This is a genomic window from Paraburkholderia tuberum STM678, from assembly GCF_902833905.1.
Taxonomy (GTDB): Bacteria; Pseudomonadota; Gammaproteobacteria; order Burkholderiales; family Burkholderiaceae; genus Paraburkholderia; species Paraburkholderia tuberum.
Genome location: NZ_CADFGP010000088.1, coordinates 1 through 21397 on the forward strand (window position 1 = coordinate 1; position 21397 = coordinate 21397).

Below are 21397 nucleotides of genomic sequence, written 5' to 3' on the forward strand. Positions count from 1 at the left end.
TCCATAGCTGCTCCGGTTGCTTCCGGCTGGAGCGGTTGCCGGGTGGGGCTTACACCCACTGGGAAAGCGCCGCCTTTACACGGCGCACGCCACCTACGGTCGTTCGCCCTTGCGCTTAGATGGTCATTCAACCGGCTGCTCTACTCAAGAAGCGGCCCGAAAGCCAGATTCGTCCCAGAAGAAGATGTCGGCATTTTCCTCACGAGCCTGACAGACAATGTGTCGCAGGGATCGTCAGCAGCCACGCACGCAGATTGCAGTCGGGCCAAAAGCCTTTCCAGCGCGCGAGCGCCCGCTCGGCCGTATCGTGAACCAGATGGTCAGCCCAGACTGAGTCGCCCGTCAGCGCACGCGCATAGCGCCGCGGCTGCGGGAGCCGCGATATCACTTCCGCTTCGAAGTTCACGCGGCGCTGACGGCCGCGCGAGCGCGCATCAATAGCCGCTGCCGCTGCTGCTGGTGCCGCTGCTGCTGCCCGACGAGCTCGTGTCGCCCGTGGACTGGCACGCGGCCAACGACGACGATGCGACTCCTAGCGCGATGATCACGCATACGGCCGATAGCAGTCTTGATACTTTCATGTAGAACTCTCCTGCACGGCAAACGCGACTGACTTGTCGCGGGGCCGCGCGTTGAGCCGGCGAGTCGCGGATCGCTGGCGGCAAGTGCCGCGACGTCGGTGAACGTTTACAAAAAGGACAGACAAACCTCCTGCAAAACGGGGACGCAACCGCTGTGCGCGGCCGACGATTCCGTTTCGCGGCTTCGCGGTCTTGCACGCGACGCCTAATCTACAAACGCCCACGGCGCGGCATTATTCCACCGCATTGATTATTTGTGACACGTATCGCCTCGGGACGATGCATGCTCGACGCGGCACGGATTTTGCGCAAGCTCCGCGACCGTTGGCTGGCATAGCCCCGCATCGCTAGAACGGTGTTCGCGCGTTGCCGACGATACCTTGTTCGTGAAGCGCGGCGGATGTCTGAAGCCCCAGGAAGCGGCCGATGGTATCGCAGTATCGCAACCCCATGACCGGCTGATGCGGGTCGTTCAGCGCCCGTCGACGGCGGTAGTGTGGAAGCTGAGACTGCGGCACGGCCATTGGAGCACCGGACGTTCATTCCTTGTGGCGCCACCGGAGGGCATCAGGCTTCGAAAGCCTATACGAAGTAAGGCATTCCTGCTCGCACCAGCCAAACGTCGCGATCGGCATCGTGTTCGACGCGGGGAAGAACTGCGTGAAATATTGGCGGCGGGGCCGATCAGCGTGAATGTCCCCGCCGCAGGTCGCTCACGCACGCGGCGACCGCTCACATGACGTGAATGAGATTAATGTAGCTGTTTCTTTAGATCGCTCAGTTCGGCGTGAACCGAACTGACTGCTTTCCTGATCCTGGCATTGACATTCGCAGCGCGTTTGCACGCTTTTTCCGCGCTGTCGCCGATCCGCTCAAGATCGTCCACCCATTGGCGCATGCGATCCTGATCGTTCGAAGCCATCACTTTCTTTGCCGACGCGGATTGTTGATCTAGCTCATCAACGCACTCGATGAGGTCCTTGGGGAGGGTGGAGTCGGCATGACAGGTTTGCGAAGCCTGTTCGATGGATTGCTGTAGATGCGTGAAACGCTTCTGGATTTCGCTGGCTTGCATCATGGTGACACTCCTTTGTGAAAGCGTGTCCGAAACTCTAAAACGAGGCTGGCGCGATTGCGGTTTACCACCCTGGCGCCTATGTTGCCACCCCCGTGCGCTTGGGCCGGCCGTCATCGTGCAGCGTCGGTGCTCCGGAGCCGATCGAAGGGTGGCATGACTTTGAGTATAGGCGTTGCCACTGCTCGCGCAGGCACGGCGCCGAACGTCCGCTCCAGCCAACGATCTGACGACCGACCCCACGTGTTATTTAAGTGGCCGTAGCACCTTGCGAGCGGCCGTTGAGTTCAGGTGGGGTCGAAGGGCGGCTGTGGGTCATAAGTACGCGTTCGCCGATGTGAGAGTCGTCGCTCCGGAGCCGGCTCGGGCGAACGGCCGGTTAGTACCGTGCAGCCGCCCGCTGAGGGTCGATAGCTGAGCGTCTGCAATGGCCGATCAATTCCCGTAGCCGCGATGTCGTCCAATGCTCGCTGATCGGCCACAGCGGTCGTTGGCCCCTCAAGCTATCAGCGGCTGGTGGGGTCGTCAGCTGACAATGGTCGGCCGGTCGGGTGACCAACAGCGCTTCGCACGACGCACCGGCAATGCCGATCAACGCGCCATCTTCGCCGCATGATCACCGGATTTCTCTGGCCACGCTCTGCAACTTCATGAACGCGCGAAACCGCGCGTCGTGCAGCGCCGCGATGTCGCCGCCAGCCGGCACGTAAGTCTTGCTAATCCGCGACATGCCGACCATCGCTGAGCGCACATCGTCGAAGAGGTTACCGGCCACACTGCCCAGCATCGCGGCGCCCAGCAGCACCGGTTCTTCTGCCTCCGTCGCGAGCATGGTCTTACCCGTTGCGTCCGCGAGCGATTGCCGGACAAGATCAAGTCGCCCTGCGCCGCCGCTGACTATTACGCGCTCGATCGGCGCACCGGCCGCCGCCTGAGTTTCGATGATCTGGCGAAGCCCGTATCCGATGCTGCAAATACCCGCGACATAGAGCGCGACCAGGCTCTGCAGGTCGACTTCCATACCGAGCCCTGCGATCACCGCTCTTGCGTGTGGATCGGCCAGCGGCGCGCGATTGCCCAAAAATTCCGGGACGACATGCAAGCCCCTGGCCAGCAACACCGCGTCCGACAGATCATGCGACGCCTGCACCGCGAGACCCGCCAGCATGACTGGCACGGATTGGCCCGCGTGTTCTGCGCGAGTTTTGGCGTCCGGGGCCGCAGGATGCATTGAGACGAGCCGGTCGATCGCCGCGCCGGCCACCGATTGGCCGCCTTCGTTCAGCCAGACCTCCGGCACCATCGCTGAAAAATACGGTCCCCAGACGCCGGGAACAAACACCGGCGATTGGGTCGTAGTCATCGTGCACGACGAGGTGCCGAAGACGTACGCGAGGCAGGACTCCGGCTCGCCGTCGGCGCCGACCGTGCCGATCCCACCCGCATGTGCATCAATCACCCCCGCCGCCACCGGCGTGCCAAGGTGCAGTCCGAGTTCTGCGGCGGCGCGTTCGGTCAGCCCGTTTCCTAGCGGCGTACCCGCATCGACGACGCTTTGTCCGATTCGGGCAAACGCCTCGTCCGCGAGCACGCCGAGGCCTACCGTGCGAAAATAGGTCTCATCCCAACGGTGCTCGTGCGCGAGGTAGGTCCATTTGCAGGTGACCGTGCAGGTCGATCTGGACAGATCGCCGGTCGCGCGCCAGGTGAGGAAGTCGGTCAGATCGAAGAACTGCCACGCTGCCTCGAACACACGCTGGCGGTGCTCGAGCAGCCACAGCAGCTTCGGCGTTTCCATCTCCGGGGAAATCTTGCCGCCGACGAATTTCAGCACCGCGTGATTCGTGGCGTTGATGCGATCGGCCTGCTGCACGGCGCGATGGTCCATCCAGACGATGATGTCGCGATCGGCCTTCTCCGTAGGACCCACCGGCAACGGCTGCCCGCCCTCGCCCAGAACGACCAGCGAGCAGGTCGCGTCGAAGCCGACGCCCGCGATCAGGTCGGGCGAGACCGCCGCCTCCGATAGCGCGTGCTGCACGGCATCGCAGACGGCGTTCCATATCTCGCCGCTCGACTGCTCGACGATCGAGCCGCTCGACTGATAAAGGCTGATGTCGCGCTTGGCCGAGGCCCTCATCCGCCCTTTGGGATCGAAAATCCCGGCCCGGGCGCTGCCGGTGCCCACGTCCACGCCGATCACATAGCGCGGGCCGGGATTCGCGCCGGAGGCTGGATTTGCTGGTGTCATGGCTTGCTGCCTGTCATATCGGATTCGTTTCGGTTCGTTCTATAACGGGCTGCATCCAGTCCGTGTTTGTTACCCGTTCAAAGATCGACGCTATTTGGAAGGATCACGAGATCGCGAATCGTCACGTTGCGCGATCTCGTCAGCATGAAGAGCACGGCTTCGGCGACCTCGTCGGGTTGCATCAGGCTGCCCGACGCCAGTGCCTCGTCCATCTTCGCCTTCGGCCAGTCGTCGAGCAACGCGGTGACCACCGGTCCCGGCAGCACCGCGCCGACACGCACGCCATGTCTGGCGACCTGGCGGCGCGTCGTGTGAACGAAGGCCTGCACTGCGAACTTCGACGCCGTGTAGATCGGCTCCCAGACGACCGGCACCATCCCGGCAATCGAACTGGTGAAAAGAATGTCGCCGGATTTCTGCGCGACCATGTGCGGCAGCACGGCATGCACCGACCGGAACGCGGCATTGATGTTCAGATTCAACATCCGGTCCCATTCGTCCGGATTGCCGTCGACGATCTCGCCGCCGATATACGCACCGGCATTCGCGTGAAAGATATCGAGGCCGCCAGCCAGGTCGACGATCTCGGGCAGCATCGCCGACACCTCCGACGGCTTGAGCAGATCCACGACCAGCGGCAACGCGTTCGGACCCAGTTCACCACAGAGTTGTTCGAGCCGGTCCTTCGCGCGGTCCACCAGCACGACCTTCGCGCCCGCCCCGATCAGCGCCCGCGCACACGCGAGGCCGATACCCGATGCCGCGCCCGTGATGGCGGCAACCTTTCCTTTCACCGATTCAGTCATGTGCTCCTCTCGTGTGCCGAGCGAGTTAGCGCATTAGCGCACTGCCCTTGTCCATGCAAATTCTTTACGGTCTATCGCAGTCAGCATCCTGGCGCGCGCTCCGGTCCCCTGCAAAACGTCAGCGATAGCGCTGAAATCACGCGCGTCCGTGCGAGACGCGGGATTGCCGGGCGAGCGAATCGACAATCACCGCGATCGCCAGCACCGCGCCGGTGATCATGAAGCGCAGCGACGACGACAGGTTCAGCAGCGTCAGACCGCTGGCAATCGACTGGATCACAATGATGCCGAGCACTGCCGAATACGCACTACCTCGTCCGCCGAACAGACTGGTGCCGCCGATCACGGCCGCGGCGATCGCGTTCAGATTCACGTCGCCGGTGCCGGCCTGCTGGCTCGCCGATGCGAGACGCGCCGCCGTCAGTACGCCGCCTAGCGCGGCGAGACTTGCGCACAGCACGAACGCGCTGGTGTAGATCGCGTTGACGTCGATGCCGGCTCGCCGCGCAGCTTCGTGATTACCGCCGACGGCGCTCATCGAGCGGCCCCAGCGCGTTCTCGTCAGCGCGTAGTCCATCGCAATCGCGAGGCCGAGAAAGATGCCGAACATCAACGGCACGCCACGCCCCTGATTCAGGTAGGTCACCACGACCTCCAGCAACACGGTGATCGCAATGCATCGGACGAGCAGGCTGCCGATCGACTGCGCAGAGAGCCTCGACGCATGGCGGCGCTGGCGCGTGCGCAGTCCGACCACGAGCATGACGACGCCCGGCACCAGTGCGAGCAGATGCGACACGATCGCGGGGATGACGATCAATTGCCCCAGGTTCACCATCGCCGAACCGTAAGGCAAATTGATCGAACCAGCCGCACCGAGCACGTAAAGCTGCATGCCGAGTATCGCGAGCAGACCAGCTAGCGTCGCGACAAAGCTCGGCATCCCGAGCCGGTTCAGCAGCAACGCATACACGGCACCCACTACCGCGCCGACAACGATGGCCGCGATGATCGCGAGCAACACCGGCCACCCATGGTTGACCCAGAGCAACCCGACAAGCGCCGACGCGAACCCGCTCATCGAACCGACCGACAGGTCGATCTGGCCCACCATCAGCACGCACACAATGCCGAGCGAGATCACCCCGACCGTCGAGCAGTCGAACAGCAGGTTCACCAGATTGCTGGCCGACAGAAACACGGGATTCAGGCTGGTGAAGACGGTCCAGATGATGATCAGGCCCGCGATGACCGGCAGCGATCCCAGATCGCCCGACTTCACCCGTTCGACAAACGCGGAAACCGTGCCCCCGACGCCGGTCGCGTGCTTGACCCGGACGTCGCTGCGATCGAGCAGTGTCGATGGCTGCGGCGTGTCCCGCGATTCAGCCGGCGGAGTGCCTCGCATATCGTTTCCCATGACGATTCCTCGGTTCAGATGCGCGGTTGAGCCTGGCGACGGTCCGCGCGACGCGAGACCGCGTTCTCAGTGGCACCCGTGATCGCGGCCACCAGTTCCTGATTCGACGAATCGGGATAGAAAATGCCATTGTTGCGGCCCAGACGCAGCACGACGATTCGATCGGCCACGGCGCGCACGTCTTCCATGTTGTGGCTGATCATGATCACGGCGTGGCCGCGGTCGCGCACGCGCTCGATCAGGTTGAGCACCTCGGCGGTCTGCGCGACGCCGAGCGCCGCCGTTGGCTCATCGAGCATGATCAGCTTCGGGTCCAGCAACAGCGAGCGCGCGATCGCGACGGTCTGCCGCTGACCGCCCGACAGCGACGCGACCACATCGCGCACGCTCGGGATGCGGGCCGACAATTCGTTCAGCAACGTCCAGGCCTTCACCTCCATCGCGACTTCGTCGAGACGCAGCGGACTCAGTTCGCGCCCGAGATAGATGTTCGCGACGACATCGAGGTTTTCGCATAGCGCGAGATCCTGGAATACCGTCGCGATGCCGAGATCAAGCGCCGCGGCGGGATTGGACAGCGTCACCTGCCGGCCGCCGAACGTGATCGTGCCGGTGCTCGGCTGATGGACACCCGCGAGCACTTTCACGAGCGTCGATTTGCCCGCACCGTTATCGCCGACCAGCGCAACGACTTCGCCCGCGCGCACGTCGAGCGCGATATCCGTCAGCGCCGAAACCGCTCCGAAGTGCTTCGAGACGCCGCGCAGGCTCAGCACCACCTCGCCGGGCGTGGACCGCGTTGTGGAGTCGTCAGTCATTTGACAGATACCTCATCGTGAGTAGCGGGATCCACCCGCACCCGGACCCCGTCAGACGCAGCGCCATTTCAGTCCGCGATGCCCAGCTTCTTGCAGCCGTCGGCGTAGCGGCCCGTGCACAGATCCTTGCCGCTCGCAAAGCCCTTGTCGACGACTTCGGCCTTCAGATTCTTCGCGGTGATCACCGCCGGCTTAAAGAGCTGGGTCGGCGTGTTGAAGAGCTTCGTCTCGGCTTTCGGTGCCTGGCCGTTGAGAAAGCCGACGGCCACCTTCGCCGCTGCGGCCGCCACGATTTCGCTTGGCTTCAGGATCGTGTTGTACTGGTCGCCCGCGATGATGAGCTGAAGTCCCGCCAGCGTCGCATCGTTGCCCGTCACGGGCGGCACCGGGTTCACGCCGGCTGCCTTGAAGGCTGCGATCGCGCCGCCGCCCGTGCCGTCGTTCGCGGCCACGACACCGACGATCTGCGGCCCGAAGCGCGTGATCTGTCCGCTGACCCATTGCTGGGCTTTCGGCGGCGCCCAGTCGGGCGTGTCGTATTCGGCCAGCGTCTTGTAACCGCTGCCCTGCAAGCCGGCGTGGATGCCCTTCTTGATCAGGCCCGCTGCCGCGTCGGTCGGGGAACCATTGACTTCGAGCACGCCGCCCTTGCTGGTCGGCACGTTGGTCTCTTTAAGGTGCTGAACGAGCGATTCGGCGATCGCCTTGCCGATGCCTTCGTTGTCGAACGACACGTAGTAGTCGGCGGGCGTCGACGGCACGGGACGGTCATAGGCGATCACCTTGATGCCCTGGCTCTGTGCCATGTGCACCAGCGAGGCAGCCGCCGTCGAGTCCACCGGATCGAGCACGATCACCTTTGCCCCTTGCGCAATCACCGAATTGAACTGCTGCTGCTGCGTCGACACATCCGCGTTGGCGTTTTGATAAAGGACCTTGCAGTCCGGACAGAGCTTGCCCATTTCGGCTTTGAAGCCAGGAAAGTCATGTTGTTCGTAACGCGTCGACGCCTGGTCGGGCATCAGAAAAGCAACCGTGGCGCTCGGCGCGGCAAATGCCGTAGTGCCGCTCAGCAGGCTGAGGCTCAGCGCGCCCGCGCAGAGCAATTGATTCGAATGTCTGGTCATCGCTTGTCTCCGTTTTTAGAAAAATTTCAGTCCGGGAGCTTCCGTGATTCGGCAGCGCGCCATGCCTTTCTTGTTGAAGTGCGGGTGAAATCCGTTGAATCGATGTTTCGCCTCAAGCGCCGTGGGTTCCGAAATGAACACCATCCGGAAACGCGACTGCGCGGGATCAGAGGACAAGATCTCCACGGTGATACTGCGCATTCGCGTCGTGCTTTGCCAACTTCTTGACCGTACTAGCCGACTGCTTCCACCGCATGAACCGCGTCGCGAGGCTCGTTCGCACTCGCTGTACCGAGCTTCCGCCAGGCGCGCCATTGCGACCGTGACATGCCTTTCGGCAGCAGGAATTGTCGGTTGAAATTCGACAGATTGTTGAAGCCGACCTGATAGCAGATATCCGTGATGCTCAGTTCGCCCGACATCAGCAGTTGACACGCGAGATCGATGCGAAGCCGGTTGACGTACTGCACGAACGGCACGCCGGTGTGCCGGCGGAAGTAGCGAGAAAATGCGCTCGCGCTTTGCCCGGCGAGTTGCGCCAGTTCGCTTTCTCGCAGTTCCTGCGACAGATTCCTGCCGATGTACGAGAGCACATTATTGATGCGCGTCTCTGCGTAGTGCGCCGCATCCGCGCGGTAGGCGGCGCTGGCGAGTTTCATCGCCCCCTTGCTTTGCACGAGCAGATCGAGCAGTGCGACGAATAGCGTGATGCGCCGGATACCCTGCGCGCCGAGCATCTCGCGCATGACGGGTTCAGCAGCCGCGCCCGTTTCCGGTGCGAACAGCACGCCCCAGCATGACGCCTCGAGCAAGGGCTCCACCCGTTTCAGCTCAGGAAAAACGGCAACGGCGCGCGCGACGAATTCGGCATCGAATTGCAGGATCAGGCAGCGCTCGTCGACCCGTTCGCCCGGCGGCACATTGCTGACCCAATTGTGCGGCAGCTTTGTTTCGGTCATCACGAGATTGCCGGGCTCGAAGTCGCCGATGAAATCGCCGACGAAATACTTGCCCGCTGTCGACGTGATCAGGTGAATTTCGTATTCAGGATGGAAATGCCAGCGCACGGTGCGGTACGGATACCCATGCGACCAGACTTTGAACGATTCATCGCGCGGCACTGCAACCCATTCCAGATCCGGTTTGGCGATGGTCAGACGACGAGCCTCGTTTCGCATTGCAAGGCAATAGTTGCAAATTCCACATTGGCAAGCTTTGAGACCCTGAACGGCTTGCATCTGTCTGTCTCCTGAACCGGCTTTGCTCTTCTAATGCTACCGACTGCGCCACGACTGCTACATACGTTAGTCCCATCCGCGGTTTTTCACTACTTAAAATAAACGAATGACTGATACTTTTTGCATCCGGGTAATTCCGTAGGTCACGTTGAAACCCGTGAGATTGCGAACAGATTCTGCCTCGGGAGATCGAGATGGCGCGCTGGCTGCCCGAACATCCGCCGGAGACGGTCACGCAGTTCATGAGCCCGCCGGCGGCAGGTCGATACGAGCGAAACGGAAAGCGGGCTGTGCTGTCGGGCTGCCACCCCGCAGGACTTGCGCATTCGAATCCGCGGCCGGTTAGAGACCGGTGCCAACGAGTGGCTGGCCCGCGTTTCGCTGTGGGCACAATTTATGCGAGCTGAGCGCGCCGCGGTCGATCAGCTGCTCGGTATATGCAATGGAAGCGCGTTGCGAGCCAGTCGGTGCAACACGCCGCGTGCGACGAAGTATCGGACGCACCCTTGGCATGAGGCTACACAAGACGGTGCGCGAACTTGCCGCAACGAATGAGGTGCTCGGGCGCTTGCCGCTGCTAGCACGTATCGGCGCAGATGACGCCGCAACGACCAGCAAAGCGGCGAAGGCCGGGATAGCGTTGAGACCAGCCGACGTATCTATCCCACGTGGCCATGGAAATCCTGAGTTCTGTGTGCGGGGCGTCGGCACGCTATCGATCCGGCGCGGCGCTGGTTGCCCCGCCCGCTAGCCGTCCTGAGCGAGCGCCAGCTCGACGCCAGCCAGCCGGATTGCAACAGCGGCGCCCGGCGCGAGCCCGTTGTCGGTCACGATCAGATCGAACGCATCGAGCGCCGCGACCTTATACAGCCCGACCGTCCCGTACTTCGAACTGCCCGACACGAGCACCGTGCGCGAAGCCGCATTCATGGCCGCGCGCTTCACATCGACCTTGAGCGCCGAAGGCGAACAACTGGTTGCGCGTTTTTTCTAGTGATCGAATTTGTGTGCGAGCCTTGCAGGAACTGGATGATCGTCTATTGGGCGCCGGATCGGTTAAAGTCCAGATTTATGGATGCCCTGAATGGATGGAAAGCACCGCTGGCAAGCGATTCCGGTGAGACTGAGCCTTGCGCAGTTTGAAGAATTTGTCTTGCCCCACCTGATCCGTGGTCGGCGCGGGCCGCCGCCGCAGCTAAGTTTGCACAGGATATTCAACTACGTTCTGCAGGTGCTTTATATGGGATGCCAGTGAAAGGCACTGCCGATCGATAAGGATTGCCTGGGTCGTCCTGAAATTCACCACACCCGCATCTACCGCGCGATGCGGCGCTGGCAGGCGGCGGGTTGCATGGACGCCATCTTTGCGGGCTCGGTCGGCAAGCTTCATAAGGATCAGTTGCTCGATCTGGCGTCATTCACGGCGATGGCACGACGACGGCGGCGAAAAAAGGCGGAGACAATCTCGGTTACAGCGGTCATAAACATCTGAAAGGCGACAAGGTGGTGGCCTTCTGCGATCGTGGCTGCAACGTCATCGCGCCGTTCGTCGCCGCTGCGGGCAACCGCAACGAATCGCCCCTGCTGCGTGACGCGCTGCCCAGACTGAGCCAGATGGCGCGCGCCATCGGCATGGACCTGAAAGGCGCGCGCGTCAGTCTGGACGGCGTCTACGACTGCCGGGCCAACCGCAAGGCCATTTTCAACCGGGGTATGGTTCCCATACATTCCGGAAAACCCGCGCGGTCGCAAGAGAGCAAAGCGCGGTCGCAAGCAGAGCTTCGACCCGGCCAATCTCCCGGTAGGTCGCCGTCATCAACGCGTTGACGCTGCGGGCGGCGGCCGCGCGCGTGGACTCCACTACGTCGGGCGATTTCACGCTGCAGGCCCGCGTAGATGGCCGGTGCGATGCCGGTCTTCGTCACCGTGCGTTCACCGCGTCTTTGAACGCCTTGCCGGCAGTGAACTTCACCGTCTTTGCCGCAGCAACCTGGATTTCAGCGCCCGTCGACAGATTGCGGCCGGTGCGTGCCGCACGCTGTCCCGTCGGGAACGAGCCGAAACCAACCAGTTGCACGGTGTCGCCAGCGGTCACCGCGCGCGTGATGGCGCCTGGCACTGCATCGATGACTTCGCCGGTGGCGGCCCTGGTGTCGCCGGTGCGGGCTGCGACCGCGTCAATCAGTTCCTGTTTATTCATGTTCGATCGGTTGTTGTTGGCCAGACCCGCAACGTACGGCAACGGGCGGTCCGAACGCAAACGCGCACGCACGTGCCCAAGGTAGCGCCCGCCCCCTCCGTTTTCCCGGCCAGCGCGGGCTGCCGGAGCGTGACAGACGGAAAATCGTCCAGCGACCAGCAGCGCTGTCGCGGCACTGCGGTAACAGTCGGTGTGTGCGGCTCCGTCATTGCGAAACGGTCTCGACGTTGGAGGGGCGGACCAGGCGAACATGACGGTTAGTTGCGTCATCCGGTATTAAATGAACCGGTAAGGCGAGCTTTTGCAGGAGCGCGGACACTGGAACGCTGAGGCTTTCCTCCTGCAGTCCGTCGTGACATCGCTAACCGCATCGGGCGCCTTGGCGATGCGGCGGCACGTAATGGCGCCGGGCAAATCGTTTGCGCCTTTGCGCCGGAGGTCCTATGAAGTCACACGCGGATCTGCCATCGGGACGGCAGGAATTCGCCCTTATGAGAGCGTCGAACGCACATGTCAGGGCCGAATCGATACTCGAACCTCCAGATTTCAGTCTGCGTAACGAGCGAAGCCGAATGTGGTCGGTCGAGGAGGATGCCATGTGGAACCGATCGGCGATGATGACAAGATCACCGTTCGGCAGACCAGGCTGCCCCTGGTCGCGCCCCCGTTTGCCGAGTAGGACAAGCAGCGCTAAACCCGGGTCATCAACGCGCCCATGCTCGTGGCAGCCTCTTCGCATCCTTCCCGGTTTGGGCTGCGCAAGGCGGCAGGAGGCGGCAGCAAGAAGGAACGGTAGAGTACCCGACGCGCCGGCGCATCACCTAAACTGTAAGCATGTTTGCGACTCGACAGGAGGTCGCCATGGCCGAATCAATTTCGGGAATCATGCTGGGAGTGATCGTTCTGATCATGGCTGCCATCCTCGTGACGGAGCACTACCGACGTGAACATCACAGGAGCCGGCAACTCCGCTGGCTGGACACCCATCCGATGCGGGACTGGTTGCACCGCAGGCCTTGAAGCACAGCCAGACACCTGCCTTGTTGACTGTCCACCCATTGCGGGCAATTCCGGCAGCGCAAGCGACAGGGGCCAGCCGTTTGCGCTCCACTCCGGACGAGCTGTGCTCCGGGACTTTGCCAGCGTCGGCATGACCCGGCCCGTCCCGGGTAACGCTCGCTTCCCGGGCCCGAGCATGGTGCGGCGGCACCACCGCACAGGCACACGTAGTACCGACACAGGTCACCATCAAGTGGCTCGTCCGTCTCCAGTCGGTAATCGATAAAGAGTTCGCCGCCAGCCGTAATGTCCCGGATCGCGTGGTTGAACACGCGCCCCGCCTCCTCAACTGCCTCGCAGTTCGCCGAGCAGCAGTGATCAGCCAGCACGCGCTGTTGCCCCCGCGGCTGCCGTCGATCACCCGGCCGTCCTCCAGCCCGAAAAAGAACGTGTGTCCCTCGATGCCGTCTCGCCGGTGCTGCGCGGGCGGCCCGTCGCCAGGAAATCACCTCACCCCTGTATCCAACACGCGCTCCCCCGCTTTCAGCGTCCGCAGCGCGAACACTCCTTTCCCATGCACCGGCGATCGCTGTCATCGGCGATCTGAAAGTCGTCAAAAACTGACAGTGTGAAACTCACTGCGTGGAACCAACTTTTCTTGGTTCATTTTCTTCGGGGCCCGGTTTATCTAGAGCCTCATTCTTCTTTATTTTTCCTCGCTCCATTCTCCTGCTTCCCGTGTGGTTGCCGCATTCTCAGCGGATTAGCCACTGAGGTCAGCCGCGGTCGCAGAGCCAGATTGACTATTTATCCCGCCATCGCGCTATCGCTTCATCAATGTGAATTTCAAACCGTCCGTTTTCATCGAATTCCACGTCGCCGCTGACAATCGCCGGACTACCACCCGCCGCATTGCTTTCCCCCCATTATCCGAGCCGGATTCAGTTCCTGTTTTTCATGGACTGCCCTGTTCGGTTAGTGAAACCGTACCCTACCGCATCGCACAGCTCTCGGGCGAACGCAATGTAGGCTTGGGGCGTGACGGCGGATGTCATCTGCCATGCCGTGCGTTGAAATAGCAGCAGGCCCCCACGTTCACCCAGCCTCCTGAAACGTCCCGTCCGCAAGTTCCGAAAGGCTGCCCGATTTGACTACGCTGCGCAACATCGCACACGGGGTTTCCTCTCATGCTTCGGCCTGATCCGGCGGCACTTCGCGCTGCCTCGACATCTGATGAATGCAGCACGCTTGTCGATGACGTCACGCAGCGCTCCGTCCGTACTACCTCGCTTGCCGGCATACAACAACCGAGACGATGCGGTGTCGCGCAGCACTGGTGAGGAGCGTCTCCGCTGCAAACGTCGGTCGCACTTAATCGCAGCGCCCGCCCGCCACACTGGGCAATTTGCGTCAAATCCTTTGCTTACCTCTTCCCGCCGGAGCGTGCTGCGCTCCCACGGTTGCCGCCAGACGTGCCGCCTGTAGTACTCGGCCAGTTGCCGCCGTAGAAGCTGTTCGGCGCTCGGCCGCGCCAAGAGCTACCTGCCTTCGAGCCCGCTGCACGGGACTGCCCGCCCGTTGGCTGCCCACCTTGGCCACCGTCGCGCTCGCTCATAGTTCACCCCCGAGTACCATGACTGTCGGCCACCGAGACGGTGGTGGCCTGACATCCCTCTAAGGTCATCAGCCTTTCGCCGTCAAACAGCGGCAATAGCTTCTTCCCTTTGGCGGCGCACACGTGCCGCAATCCGCTTGCCAGCGCGTACGACGCTGACACGCCCGATACGAAGACGATACGGGTGGCGCGTATGAGCCGAGTAGCCGATGCCGCGGCTCGCGGCGAGGTCGGGAGATCGCCAGAGGGCGTCCGACCGCGTCGCGCCACGCATCGGGCGGTAGTCGGCCGCAAGCCGCCGTTCACATGCGTTTTCGGTGGGCCGTTCAGGCGTCAGTTCCACCCCGCAACCGGCCATCTGATTGTCGGCGGCGAATGCTCCTTCATCGGCCTTAAGGCCGAGGACTTGCCCTTCTAGGTGCCGAGGCGGTTGACCCATGCACGCCGGAAGTTTGCGTTGATTTTTGTGCATGCTGAAAGCGCGGAAGTCGTTCGGAAAACGTACGTGTGTCATTGCGGCGGAAGCGTTCGCATCCGGATACGCAAGTCCGTCGGCGATGGTCCGTACGAGCGCCCATTCGCCTTCCGTGAACGCATGCGACGCATCGAGCGTCGTTTGCGCCATGGCCGCCATGCATGGCGAGCACGTAGCGCTGCTGGACGAGCCAGCGAAACAGGGCGCAGAGGAGATAGCGCATGCGCGGCCGAGCGGTTCGACAGGTTGCCGTTGAACCGCCGCCAGTCAGGTGACGTACGCGGACGCACGGGTCCGACCCAGCGTCCGCGCGGCGATGGATGGCGAAGAAACGCGCAGTAGGCGATCGCATCTTCAGTCGTCAGCGACGGCAGGGCGCGGCCGCGCTCGACGATCGCCCACGGGATCAGGCGCTCGGCCTCCTTGCGGTAGGTGCGCCGGGTGACGGGCGACTCCTGCAGCGCGAGCCAGGTCTGCGCCCCCTCATAGTCGTTCGGCGCATCCAGCGTGCGCGTCGCGACCGGCGCGCTCGCGACCACCAGCGCCCGGGCTTTTTCGGTGGGGGCGGGCCAGGCGGCAAAGAACTGTTCGATCGCGCGCGCACTCGCCCGTAGATCGAAGGAAATACGCGACAAGCAACACTTCTCGATCCGGCAACGCCGCGCTCGGCTCAGAGGATCCAACAGAGCAGGCGCAAATCGATTTCCACAAGGGTGGATCGCATGTCCAACGGACCATGGCGTCCGGGGCATCCTTCACTGTCGTCGATGCCATCCCGTATAAACGACGACAATCAACATCACCACGGGCACCATTAAAATAATCGCCCTCAGAATGTCATGGTTCATGGCTACTCCTATGCGCCATTAGCCGGCGCGTCATTTCCCTTCTCGAGTTTACTCCTCAGCGCCACCACCGGAATTCCGGCGGTTTCGGCCGGCGCGTCTGTGTCCGGAACACAGGCAACAGCGAGGTCTTACACACGAGGGACAGTTGTTGCGCGGACTCGCATTAGATCCGGCTCCTCGCATGTGGCGTCCTGCACGACACTGCTCGCCGCGACGCAAATCAGCGCGCCCCCGGATGACCGCATGGCTCATCCCACCGGGAAGGACGCCATGCCATACTTGCAAACCCTCTGCCCATGCGTCAATGATCGTAATGACCGCTCCTTCCGCGTCCATCGGCTTTAACTTCAACCCTCTCGATCGCCGCTCCGACAAGCGAGACGACGGCGTCCTCATCGAGCGGCTGCGCAGCGACCCGGCAGCGCGCTTTCTCGTCTTCGACGGCGACGTCCCCCTACTCAAGCGCGGCAGAGAGCACGAGCCCTGGTTCCTCGCGCGCGAAACGGCTGCTTTTGGCCAGCCCCTCGGTAGCGTATTCCTTGGGGTAGATAGCGACGGCAGGGGACGCTTCGCGCTCGGCTTCACGTTCGGCCTCGCGCCAGAAGACCCATCTGGAGGTGTAGTCCACGAGCGCATTGACCTTCGCTCGATCGCGCTGCAGGGCCTCGTTTCCACTGGGATGCTCGGAATACTGGGCGAAGCGAAGTCGATGCTCGACTGGCACCGCCGCCACTCCTTCTGCGCAAACTGCGGCTCCGCAAGCCGCGTCGTGGCGGCCGGCTGGCAACGCATCTGCGATGTTTGCGGCGCACGCCATTTCCCGCGGGTAGATCCCGTCGTGATCATGTTGGTGATCGATGGCGAACGGTGTCTGCTGGGACGCCAACGGCATTTCGCACCGGGAATGTACTCCGCGCTTGCTGGTTTTGTTGAACCGGGCGAGACCTTCGAAGACGCCGTGCGCCGGGAAGTGTTGGAGGAAGCTTGTGTGAAGTGTGCACAGGTTGCCTACTTCGCGTCGCAGCCGTGGCCGTTTCCTTCATCATTGATGATCGGCTGCTTTGCGCAGGCGAGCGATACTGACATCGTTGTCGACACGGTGGAACTCGAAGACGCGCGCTGGTTCACCCGCGCTGAAGTCGCCGCGATGCTCACGGGAACCCACTCAAGCAGGCTGTCGGCGCCCAAGCCGTTTGCCATCGCTCATCATTTGCTGCAGGAGTACATCGCTAAGGGTGCCTCGGTATTGCGTGGCTGAATGCCTAGGTTCTGTTCACATTCTTACGAGCGGTCCAAAGGCACAGGCAAGCGAAGCGAAGGCGAGATAGTTCCCTGCCAGTTTGTCGTAGCGAGTGGCGACACGACGAAAATGTTTGATACGACTGAAAAAGCGTTCGACGATGTTCCGGGTCCGATACAGCACGCGGCTATAGCGACGCTTGGTCTTTCGATTCGAACGCGGTGGGATCACGGCCTTCGCACGCGTAGCGCGGATGTTCTCCACAAAGGCGTTCGAATCGTAGCCCTTGTCAGCGATGACCGCACCGGTGCGCAAATGCTCAACCAGTTCATTCGCGCACGTAATATCGGAACTTGTCCCTCGGTGGCAATCAACCGCAGGGGGCGTCCGGCGTCATCAACGGCCAGGTGCAACTTGGTGGTCAGTCCGCCTCGCGAGCGACCGAGCGCTTGCGGACCGTTTTTTTTCGAGCTCCGGACGAATGCTGGTGTGCGCGCACGATGGTCGAATCGATCAACACATGCTTGATCTCGGTTTCGTCGGCCACGGCGTGGATCACGCGTTCCCACACACCCTTGCGACGCCACCTGGAGAAACGCATGTACACCGTATGGCATCGGCCGAACGCCTTCGGCAAATCGCGCCACGGGCAGCCGGTCCGGCCGATCCAGAGGACAGCTTCGACAAACCAACGATTGTCGGTCGCCGTTCGACCTGGATCGCCTTCCTTGCCCGGCAAGACGGATTCGATTCGTGCCCATACTTCATCGCTCAATAACGTTCGAATCATCTTGGCCTGCTCGCGCAAAAGATAAGATGTAAACACATTTCATCGAATGTAAACAGCCCCTAGTGACCAACGTTCCGTCGAAAGTCCTCAAAATGGAGCGCTCGCAGTTACACGTGTTTGCCGTAACCCAGGGCCGGCAGCCTCGGTCACTGCGGCGCAAAGCGGCGGCGGAAACCGATTCTCGCCGCCCGCCACGCTTTACCCTGCCAGCCCGGCTCGGGTGACGTGTGACGACCCAGGCGGTGTGGAAACTCGATGGAATTACGATGCGACGCCATGACCGCTGACTCCAGCGGCGCGTTTGGCCGCTTCTTTTGGCCATCTCGGCGACCGCGAGAGGGAGAGCCGGGCTACAGTGGGGAGTGGTACTGGCGCGCAGCATGACCGCGCGACGAGGAGGAAGCCGCGGAAAATCCTGTCAGGCGATAATCACCGCTCGAAATCAAGATAAGCCGTCCCTATGAACGACACTTATCGTGACAAAACGCGGGTGTCTTTCGGGCCGGTTGAGGCCTACGCTCGGCGTCATCTGCGCGTCGCCGGCGTCATCGGCGAGGCCATCACGTTGTCCCTGCAGGACGCTATCGAGAAGCAGCGCGTGGCCTCGCCCCTGCTCAACCTGACAGAAGGTACCGGTCTCGAGATCGGTCATCTCAGCCTTGTTACCGTCGATCGGGACGGTCGCCTGGGACTCGTCGCTAACATCGACAGACGGCCCCTGGGAACTGGCGACCGTCTCCGACGGCATCCGCGTGGCGCTGTCGATGAAAGACCCAAAGGCGTCGGCGGCCGCAACAGTTGAGGCGCAATTGCGCGGCATCGCCGCCCGACTGGTCGTCTGCATCGGTTACGCTAGCTGAAGCGCGCTTTGCGCGACGTTGCGCCCACGATCGTGCGCGCATAGCCGGCCCCTGCCGGCGCCGAATCAGCCATCGGCGCTCATCCGCGGCAAAGGTGCCGGGGCATGGAATCGTTCGGGAGAGCCGTCCGGGCGAGGAGCACAAGCTGTCATGAGATTGCTTATTGGCGTCCGGGCGCGGGACACCGCCAATCGATTTGAGGATGCGACCGTAAATGCAGGCTAGGGGTCCGCTCCGCTGCCTGGAGACGCCTGTGCTGGCTACCCGGGAGTACGCAGCCAGCACAGTGAGGCGGGACTACGCAACTTTCGTATCGAAGATCAGAAGATCGACGCCCGCTTGCGCGAAATCTCCCAGATCCGCCGCGGTCGCCTGACCTTCGGGTGAGCCAGGCGCTGACTTGATGACGTCGATCGAATCGAAGCCAAGCATGGCGACGAGATGGTAAGGCGAGTCGCCTTGCGCCATCGCCACCGGCCCCGCGCTGATCTCATAGCTTTTCAGGCCCGGCAGTGTCTTCGCCAGTGGAGCATGGGTCGACGCGTAATAGTCATCTAACGGCTTTTCATCGGATGGTTTTTTGTAAAGCGCGACGAGATGGGCCATGCTTTGTCTCCTGTAAGCGACTTGAATTGGGATGGTGTGCTTCTCCCGGGGGGGGGGGCCGATGCGCGGCACATCATGCGGCTTCGGCGATGGAGAGCCCGTTGAGTGTATGAATGGGCGGCGACAGTGGCTTTGTCCGGACAAAGCCACTGTCGCCGCCCACAGGCAATTCAGTTGAGGCCGTCTGCCCTCAGGGAACAGTTCGATGAGGGACGTTAAATCTGCCTGTGACTCTTGATTGCAGGGAAACCGTCCCAATATGTGCTGTTGAACTGAATTGCCCGATCCCGGACATGCCGAACAAGAAAAGACACCGTTCACTACTTCAGCCGTCGGCGGCAGCACATTCAAAAGCGCGGTTACTCCCCATGCCGCGGAAGGAAGCCTCGGATCTGGTGCTGCGCGCGCGCATCGCGCTGGAGCGTTTGCGCAATGGCGAGGCGGACCGACCGCTGATCAATCTGGTCTCGCAGGTCACGCTTATCGTGCGGTTTGTCGTCCAGGCAGGACACGGAAAGCTTGATATCGAGGTCCTTGAAGCCGTTAAGCGCGGTCTGGAAGATGCCCTCGCCGAGGCCGATAACACCGGGATCTGGAATGTTTCTGAAACGTTAATCGATGGTCTCATTGACGTGATTAACGAGTACGACCGGCAGATCTGCGTCACCCGTATGGAGATTCTTGTCCGCGCGAGTGATCACCTGGACAGGCTTGCCTATCAGGCAGCAGCGCGCGACACCCGGGCCGCCAATAGCCACGTCCAGCTGGCACGGTAACCTTTTGGCTCAGGTGCACCGGGCACAGACATCGACCGCGCCATGCGCGAGGTTCGCCCGTAAGCGGATCCGCCCGCGGAGAGGACTCGCGATCGTCAAACCTCGCTGCTTGCCGGCAGTGCGCGGAGCGCACACAACCGCGGGACCGGCAACCGTTAATAATGGCTTCTCAATGGCTGACCACGTTACACTGCCTGCGGAGCCCTGCCCCTCCAGCGCCTGTGTACGCTGAAGGCACTGTTGAACACGTCGCCCGAACGAAAAAACATGGATATGCGCGTCAGTTACGAACACAGCCTTGCTTCATCCCCGGACCAGTTCATTGTTCAGGTCCCCTCGCAGCTCGTGAGCGATGTGCCTGCCAACGTTCCGCGTGCGTTACTGCCCGAGTACATCACCAACCTGATCATCCAGCGGTCGCCGGCAATCGGAAAGATTCGCAACCTCAGGATTCTGTAGGCCGCGAGCCCTCAGCATTCCTGTTGCGAGCCTCGCGCCACATCGTTCATCAGGAAGCAACTGCCAGGGTTGTATCAGAGACGGACATGCCGGCCGTGCCAAAGGGCCGCACGGCTGCGCAAACACGGGACCGGGCTGCGAAGACGTTCTTGCAGCCCGTCCTCTGATACTTATGCCTCGGCAGACGTACCCGCGACCTCTGGCGCCGCTTGCGGTGCAACGGCTTCGACCGGAGCCGCCGACTTCACGGTGCTTTTCGCCGCAAGGGGCTTTCGCGATACAGGTGGCCTGGCTTTTCCAACACTCTTCGGCGTGCTTTTCTGCGCTGGTGCAGCGGCTTTTTTTGCAGAAACCTTCCTGGCGGCCGGCTTTGTGGCTGTCGTCTTCCTGCCTATTGCCTTCTTCGCAGCCGTCTTGCTGGAAAGGACTGCTTTGCCTGTGCTCGCCTTCGGAGCACCTGCGGGCTTCGAGGTTGTCGCGATCAGGAACTTCGTCCGGTCCTTTGCGCTGGCGATCCACGCCGGTGCCCGACCCCGACCGCTCCACGTCGCGCCTGTTTTGGGATCCTGATACATCGGAGTCTGGGGCGCCCGGACGGACTTCCCGGCGTTCGGCGCTTTCTGTGCAGTCGACGCTGACTTCGCAGCAGTACCGGTAATCAGGAACTTGTTGCGGTCTTTCGCGTTCGCTAGCCAAGCCGGTGCCCGACCGTGGCCAGTCCACGTGGCGCCCGTCTTTGGGTCAGCGTATTTCGCAGCCGATGCCTCCCGCTTCGCCGGCGAATTCACGCCGGGTTTTCGACCGCGACGCTTGCCCACAGATGCTTCGATATCAGCAATGGTCAAAGCGTGCTGATCCATCAGACCTCGGATCTTCGCGATAACCTTGGCGGAATCTTTCGTTGCGACCGCTGCCGCCTGGGCCTGAAGTTTTGCGATTTCTTCCTGAATGGATTCCAGCGTTGCCATAGGTTACTTTCCTTTGTATTAGATGATGAGCGGCACTATGCCACATCGCCCAGCGAATACAACATCCCGAATGACACCGGAAGAGAGTTGATACAGTTCGGGAATGTCGCCTCTGGCTGATGCAGGGCGGTTTCAAAGGTGAAGCGCAACAGCGGGTTAATGAACGGAAGCTGAAGTTATCGAAGCGGTTGCGAGCATACGTTCGAACACCTCGAATGGCGAATGAAATACATGCGTAGCACGCG

General features: G+C 62.0%; 20 protein-coding genes and 6 pseudogenes. 9 read left to right on the top strand and 17 right to left on the bottom strand.

What is annotated here, in order from left to right; all coding sequences use genetic code 11:
- Nucleotides 1–229 precede the first annotated feature (229 nt).
- The 11 genes and pseudogenes from HWY30_RS37610 to HWY30_RS37660 all read right to left on the bottom strand — a co-directional run.
- A pseudogene (locus HWY30_RS37610) lies at nucleotides 230–406 on the bottom strand (sigma factor); the annotation flags it as partial.
- 28 nt (nucleotides 407–434) lie between these two features.
- Nucleotides 435–581 (bottom strand): hypothetical protein, encoded by a 147-nt coding sequence (locus tag HWY30_RS37615; protein ID WP_167368856.1) that lies wholly within the window; start codon nucleotides 579–581, stop codon nucleotides 435–437.
- 751 nt (nucleotides 582–1332) lie between these two features.
- A complete protein-coding gene (locus HWY30_RS37620; protein ID WP_090812427.1) occupies nucleotides 1333–1659 on the bottom strand; it encodes a hypothetical protein in 327 nt (108 codons plus the stop codon).
- Between the two features lie 613 nt (nucleotides 1660–2272).
- Nucleotides 2273–3907 carry an FGGY-family carbohydrate kinase gene (locus tag HWY30_RS37625; protein WP_090812428.1) on the bottom strand — a complete coding sequence of 545 codons (1635 nt, stop codon included), beginning with the start codon at nucleotides 3905–3907 and terminating at the stop codon, nucleotides 2273–2275.
- Between the two features lie 77 nt (nucleotides 3908–3984).
- Nucleotides 3985–4713 carry an SDR family oxidoreductase gene (locus tag HWY30_RS37630; RefSeq protein WP_090812429.1) on the bottom strand — a complete coding sequence of 243 codons (729 nt, stop codon included), beginning with the start codon at nucleotides 4711–4713 and terminating at the stop codon, nucleotides 3985–3987.
- 136 nt (nucleotides 4714–4849) lie between these two features.
- Entirely contained in the window at nucleotides 4850–6133 is a 1284-nt protein-coding gene (locus HWY30_RS37635; protein ID WP_244145155.1) for a sugar ABC transporter permease, read from the bottom strand.
- A gap of 14 nt (nucleotides 6134–6147) precedes the next feature.
- On the bottom strand, nucleotides 6148–6951 hold the full coding sequence (locus HWY30_RS37640; protein ID WP_090812430.1) for an ATP-binding cassette domain-containing protein: 804 nt from the start codon (nucleotides 6949–6951) through the stop codon (nucleotides 6148–6150).
- 68 nt (nucleotides 6952–7019) lie between these two features.
- Nucleotides 7020–8078, bottom strand: coding sequence for an ABC transporter substrate-binding protein (locus HWY30_RS37645; protein WP_090812431.1), 1059 nt, complete (start codon nucleotides 8076–8078; stop codon nucleotides 7020–7022).
- 15 nt (nucleotides 8079–8093) lie between these two features.
- The gene (locus HWY30_RS37650; protein ID WP_090812432.1) at nucleotides 8094–8279 is read right to left on the bottom strand and encodes a hypothetical protein; all 186 of its coding nucleotides are present in this window, start codon (nucleotides 8277–8279) and stop codon (nucleotides 8094–8096) included.
- Nucleotides 8280–8311: 32 nt separating this feature from the next.
- Nucleotides 8312–9256 carry an AraC family transcriptional regulator gene (locus HWY30_RS37655; RefSeq protein ID WP_090812433.1) on the bottom strand — a complete coding sequence of 315 codons (945 nt, stop codon included), beginning with the start codon at nucleotides 9254–9256 and terminating at the stop codon, nucleotides 8312–8314.
- 807 nt (nucleotides 9257–10063) lie between these two features.
- A pseudogene (locus HWY30_RS37660) lies at nucleotides 10064–10276 on the bottom strand (DeoR/GlpR family DNA-binding transcription regulator); the annotation flags it as partial.
- A gap of 124 nt (nucleotides 10277–10400) precedes the next feature.
- Here HWY30_RS37660 and HWY30_RS42210 point away from each other — a divergent pair.
- The 3 genes from HWY30_RS42210 to HWY30_RS42220 all read left to right on the top strand — a co-directional run bounded on the left by HWY30_RS42210 (nucleotide 10401) and on the right by HWY30_RS42220 (nucleotide 11143).
- Entirely contained in the window at nucleotides 10401–10571 is a 171-nt protein-coding gene (locus HWY30_RS42210) for a hypothetical protein (protein ID WP_167368857.1), read from the top strand.
- A 96-nt stretch (nucleotides 10572–10667) separates the two neighbouring features.
- A complete protein-coding gene (locus HWY30_RS42215) occupies nucleotides 10668–10808 on the top strand; it encodes a hypothetical protein (RefSeq protein ID WP_176079016.1) in 141 nt (46 codons plus the stop codon).
- Nucleotides 10809–10822: 14 nt separating this feature from the next.
- Nucleotides 10823–11143, top strand: coding sequence for a hypothetical protein (locus HWY30_RS42220; protein ID WP_176079017.1), 321 nt, complete (start codon nucleotides 10823–10825; stop codon nucleotides 11141–11143).
- Between the two features lie 94 nt (nucleotides 11144–11237).
- On the opposite strand, the gene HWY30_RS37680 is transcribed toward HWY30_RS42220, so the two are convergent.
- Nucleotides 11238–11516, bottom strand: coding sequence for an HU family DNA-binding protein (locus HWY30_RS37680; protein WP_090812434.1), 279 nt, complete (start codon nucleotides 11514–11516; stop codon nucleotides 11238–11240).
- Nucleotides 11517–12377: 861 nt separating this feature from the next.
- Here HWY30_RS37680 and HWY30_RS37685 point away from each other — a divergent pair.
- On the top strand, nucleotides 12378–12536 hold the full coding sequence (locus HWY30_RS37685; RefSeq protein WP_167368858.1) for a hypothetical protein: 159 nt from the start codon (nucleotides 12378–12380) through the stop codon (nucleotides 12534–12536).
- 182 nt (nucleotides 12537–12718) lie between these two features.
- Here the strand turns inward: HWY30_RS37685 and HWY30_RS42225 are convergent.
- Nucleotides 12719–13095: pseudogene (locus HWY30_RS42225) on the bottom strand (SET domain-containing protein); the annotation flags it as partial.
- Nucleotides 13096–13682: 587 nt separating this feature from the next.
- Between HWY30_RS42225 and HWY30_RS43205 the strand changes: the two are divergent.
- Nucleotides 13683–13760 (top strand): annotated as a pseudogene (locus HWY30_RS43205) (IS6 family transposase); the annotation flags it as partial.
- 854 nt (nucleotides 13761–14614) lie between these two features.
- On the opposite strand, the pseudogene HWY30_RS37695 reads toward HWY30_RS43205, so the two are convergent.
- A pseudogene (locus HWY30_RS37695) lies at nucleotides 14615–15207 on the bottom strand (integrase); the annotation flags it as partial.
- A gap of 559 nt (nucleotides 15208–15766) precedes the next feature.
- Here HWY30_RS37695 and nudC point away from each other — a divergent pair.
- A complete protein-coding gene (gene nudC / locus HWY30_RS37700) occupies nucleotides 15767–16711 on the top strand; it encodes an NAD(+) diphosphatase (protein ID WP_090812635.1) in 945 nt (314 codons plus the stop codon).
- Between the two features lie 15 nt (nucleotides 16712–16726).
- On the opposite strand, the pseudogene HWY30_RS37705 reads toward nudC, so the two are convergent.
- Nucleotides 16727–17483, bottom strand: a pseudogene (locus tag HWY30_RS37705) (IS5 family transposase).
- Nucleotides 17484–17943: 460 nt separating this feature from the next.
- On the opposite strand from HWY30_RS37705, the gene HWY30_RS37710 reads away from it, so the two are divergent.
- Nucleotides 17944–18285: a hypothetical protein gene (locus HWY30_RS37710; RefSeq protein WP_143037349.1), complete on the top strand. Its 342-nt coding sequence runs from the start codon at nucleotides 17944–17946 to the stop codon at nucleotides 18283–18285.
- Nucleotides 18286–18640: 355 nt separating this feature from the next.
- Here the strand turns inward: HWY30_RS37710 and HWY30_RS37715 are convergent, their stop codons facing one another.
- Nucleotides 18641–18949: an EthD family reductase gene (locus HWY30_RS37715; RefSeq protein WP_090812437.1), complete on the bottom strand. Its 309-nt coding sequence runs from the start codon at nucleotides 18947–18949 to the stop codon at nucleotides 18641–18643.
- A gap of 293 nt (nucleotides 18950–19242) precedes the next feature.
- On the opposite strand from HWY30_RS37715, the gene HWY30_RS37720 reads away from it, so the two are divergent.
- Both HWY30_RS37720 and HWY30_RS37725 read left to right on the top strand, forming a co-directional pair.
- Nucleotides 19243–19725: a hypothetical protein gene (locus HWY30_RS37720; protein WP_244145156.1), complete on the top strand. Its 483-nt coding sequence runs from the start codon at nucleotides 19243–19245 to the stop codon at nucleotides 19723–19725.
- 267 nt (nucleotides 19726–19992) lie between these two features.
- Nucleotides 19993–20184 carry a hypothetical protein gene (locus HWY30_RS37725; RefSeq protein WP_090812439.1) on the top strand — a complete coding sequence of 64 codons (192 nt, stop codon included), beginning with the start codon at nucleotides 19993–19995 and terminating at the stop codon, nucleotides 20182–20184.
- 170 nt (nucleotides 20185–20354) lie between these two features.
- On the opposite strand, the gene HWY30_RS37730 is transcribed toward HWY30_RS37725, so the two are convergent.
- Nucleotides 20355–21152, bottom strand: a complete 798-nt coding sequence (locus tag HWY30_RS37730) for an H-NS family nucleoid-associated regulatory protein (RefSeq protein WP_090812440.1) — start codon at nucleotides 21150–21152, stop codon at nucleotides 20355–20357.
- Nucleotides 21153–21397 lie beyond the last annotated feature (245 nt).

Bases quoted from the DNA above. Each gene is read 5' to 3' on its own strand.
- HWY30_RS37715 (WP_090812437.1), bottom strand. From the start codon at position 18,949: ATGGCCCATCTCGTCGCGCTTTACAAAAAACCATCCGATGAAAAGCCG.
- HWY30_RS37655 (WP_090812433.1), bottom strand. From the start codon at position 9,256: ATGCGAAACGAGGCTCGTCGTCTGACCATCGCCAAACCGGATCTGGAA.
- HWY30_RS37645 (WP_090812431.1), bottom strand. From the start codon at position 8,078: ATGACCAGACATTCGAATCAATTGCTCTGCGCGGGCGCGCTGAGCCTC.
- HWY30_RS37710 (WP_143037349.1), top strand. From the start codon at position 17,944: ATGAACGACACTTATCGTGACAAAACGCGGGTGTCTTTCGGGCCGGTT.
- HWY30_RS37620 (WP_090812427.1), bottom strand. From the start codon at position 1,659: ATGATGCAAGCCAGCGAAATCCAGAAGCGTTTCACGCATCTACAGCAA.
- HWY30_RS37730 (WP_090812440.1), bottom strand. From the start codon at position 21,152: ATGGCAACGCTGGAATCCATTCAGGAAGAAATCGCAAAACTTCAGGCC.
- HWY30_RS37720 (WP_244145156.1), top strand. From the start codon at position 19,243: ATGCCGAACAAGAAAAGACACCGTTCACTACTTCAGCCGTCGGCGGCA.
- HWY30_RS37615 (WP_167368856.1), bottom strand. From the start codon at position 581: ATGAAAGTATCAAGACTGCTATCGGCCGTATGCGTGATCATCGCGCTA.
- HWY30_RS37640 (WP_090812430.1), bottom strand. From the start codon at position 6,951: ATGACTGACGACTCCACAACGCGGTCCACGCCCGGCGAGGTGGTGCTG.
- HWY30_RS37680 (WP_090812434.1), bottom strand. From the start codon at position 11,516: ATGAATAAACAGGAACTGATTGACGCGGTCGCAGCCCGCACCGGCGAC.
- HWY30_RS37725 (WP_090812439.1), top strand. From the start codon at position 19,993: ATGGATATGCGCGTCAGTTACGAACACAGCCTTGCTTCATCCCCGGAC.
- HWY30_RS37630 (WP_090812429.1), bottom strand. From the start codon at position 4,713: ATGACTGAATCGGTGAAAGGAAAGGTTGCCGCCATCACGGGCGCGGCA.
- HWY30_RS37635 (WP_244145155.1), bottom strand. From the start codon at position 6,133: ATGGGAAACGATATGCGAGGCACTCCGCCGGCTGAATCGCGGGACACG.
- HWY30_RS37625 (WP_090812428.1), bottom strand. From the start codon at position 3,907: ATGACACCAGCAAATCCAGCCTCCGGCGCGAATCCCGGCCCGCGCTAT.
- HWY30_RS42215 (WP_176079016.1), top strand. From the start codon at position 10,668: ATGGACGCCATCTTTGCGGGCTCGGTCGGCAAGCTTCATAAGGATCAG.
- HWY30_RS37685 (WP_167368858.1), top strand. From the start codon at position 12,378: ATGGCCGAATCAATTTCGGGAATCATGCTGGGAGTGATCGTTCTGATC.
- HWY30_RS42210 (WP_167368857.1), top strand. From the start codon at position 10,401: ATGGATGGAAAGCACCGCTGGCAAGCGATTCCGGTGAGACTGAGCCTT.
- nudC (WP_090812635.1), top strand. From the start codon at position 15,767: ATGACCGCTCCTTCCGCGTCCATCGGCTTTAACTTCAACCCTCTCGAT.
- HWY30_RS37650 (WP_090812432.1), bottom strand. From the start codon at position 8,279: ATGCGCAGTATCACCGTGGAGATCTTGTCCTCTGATCCCGCGCAGTCG.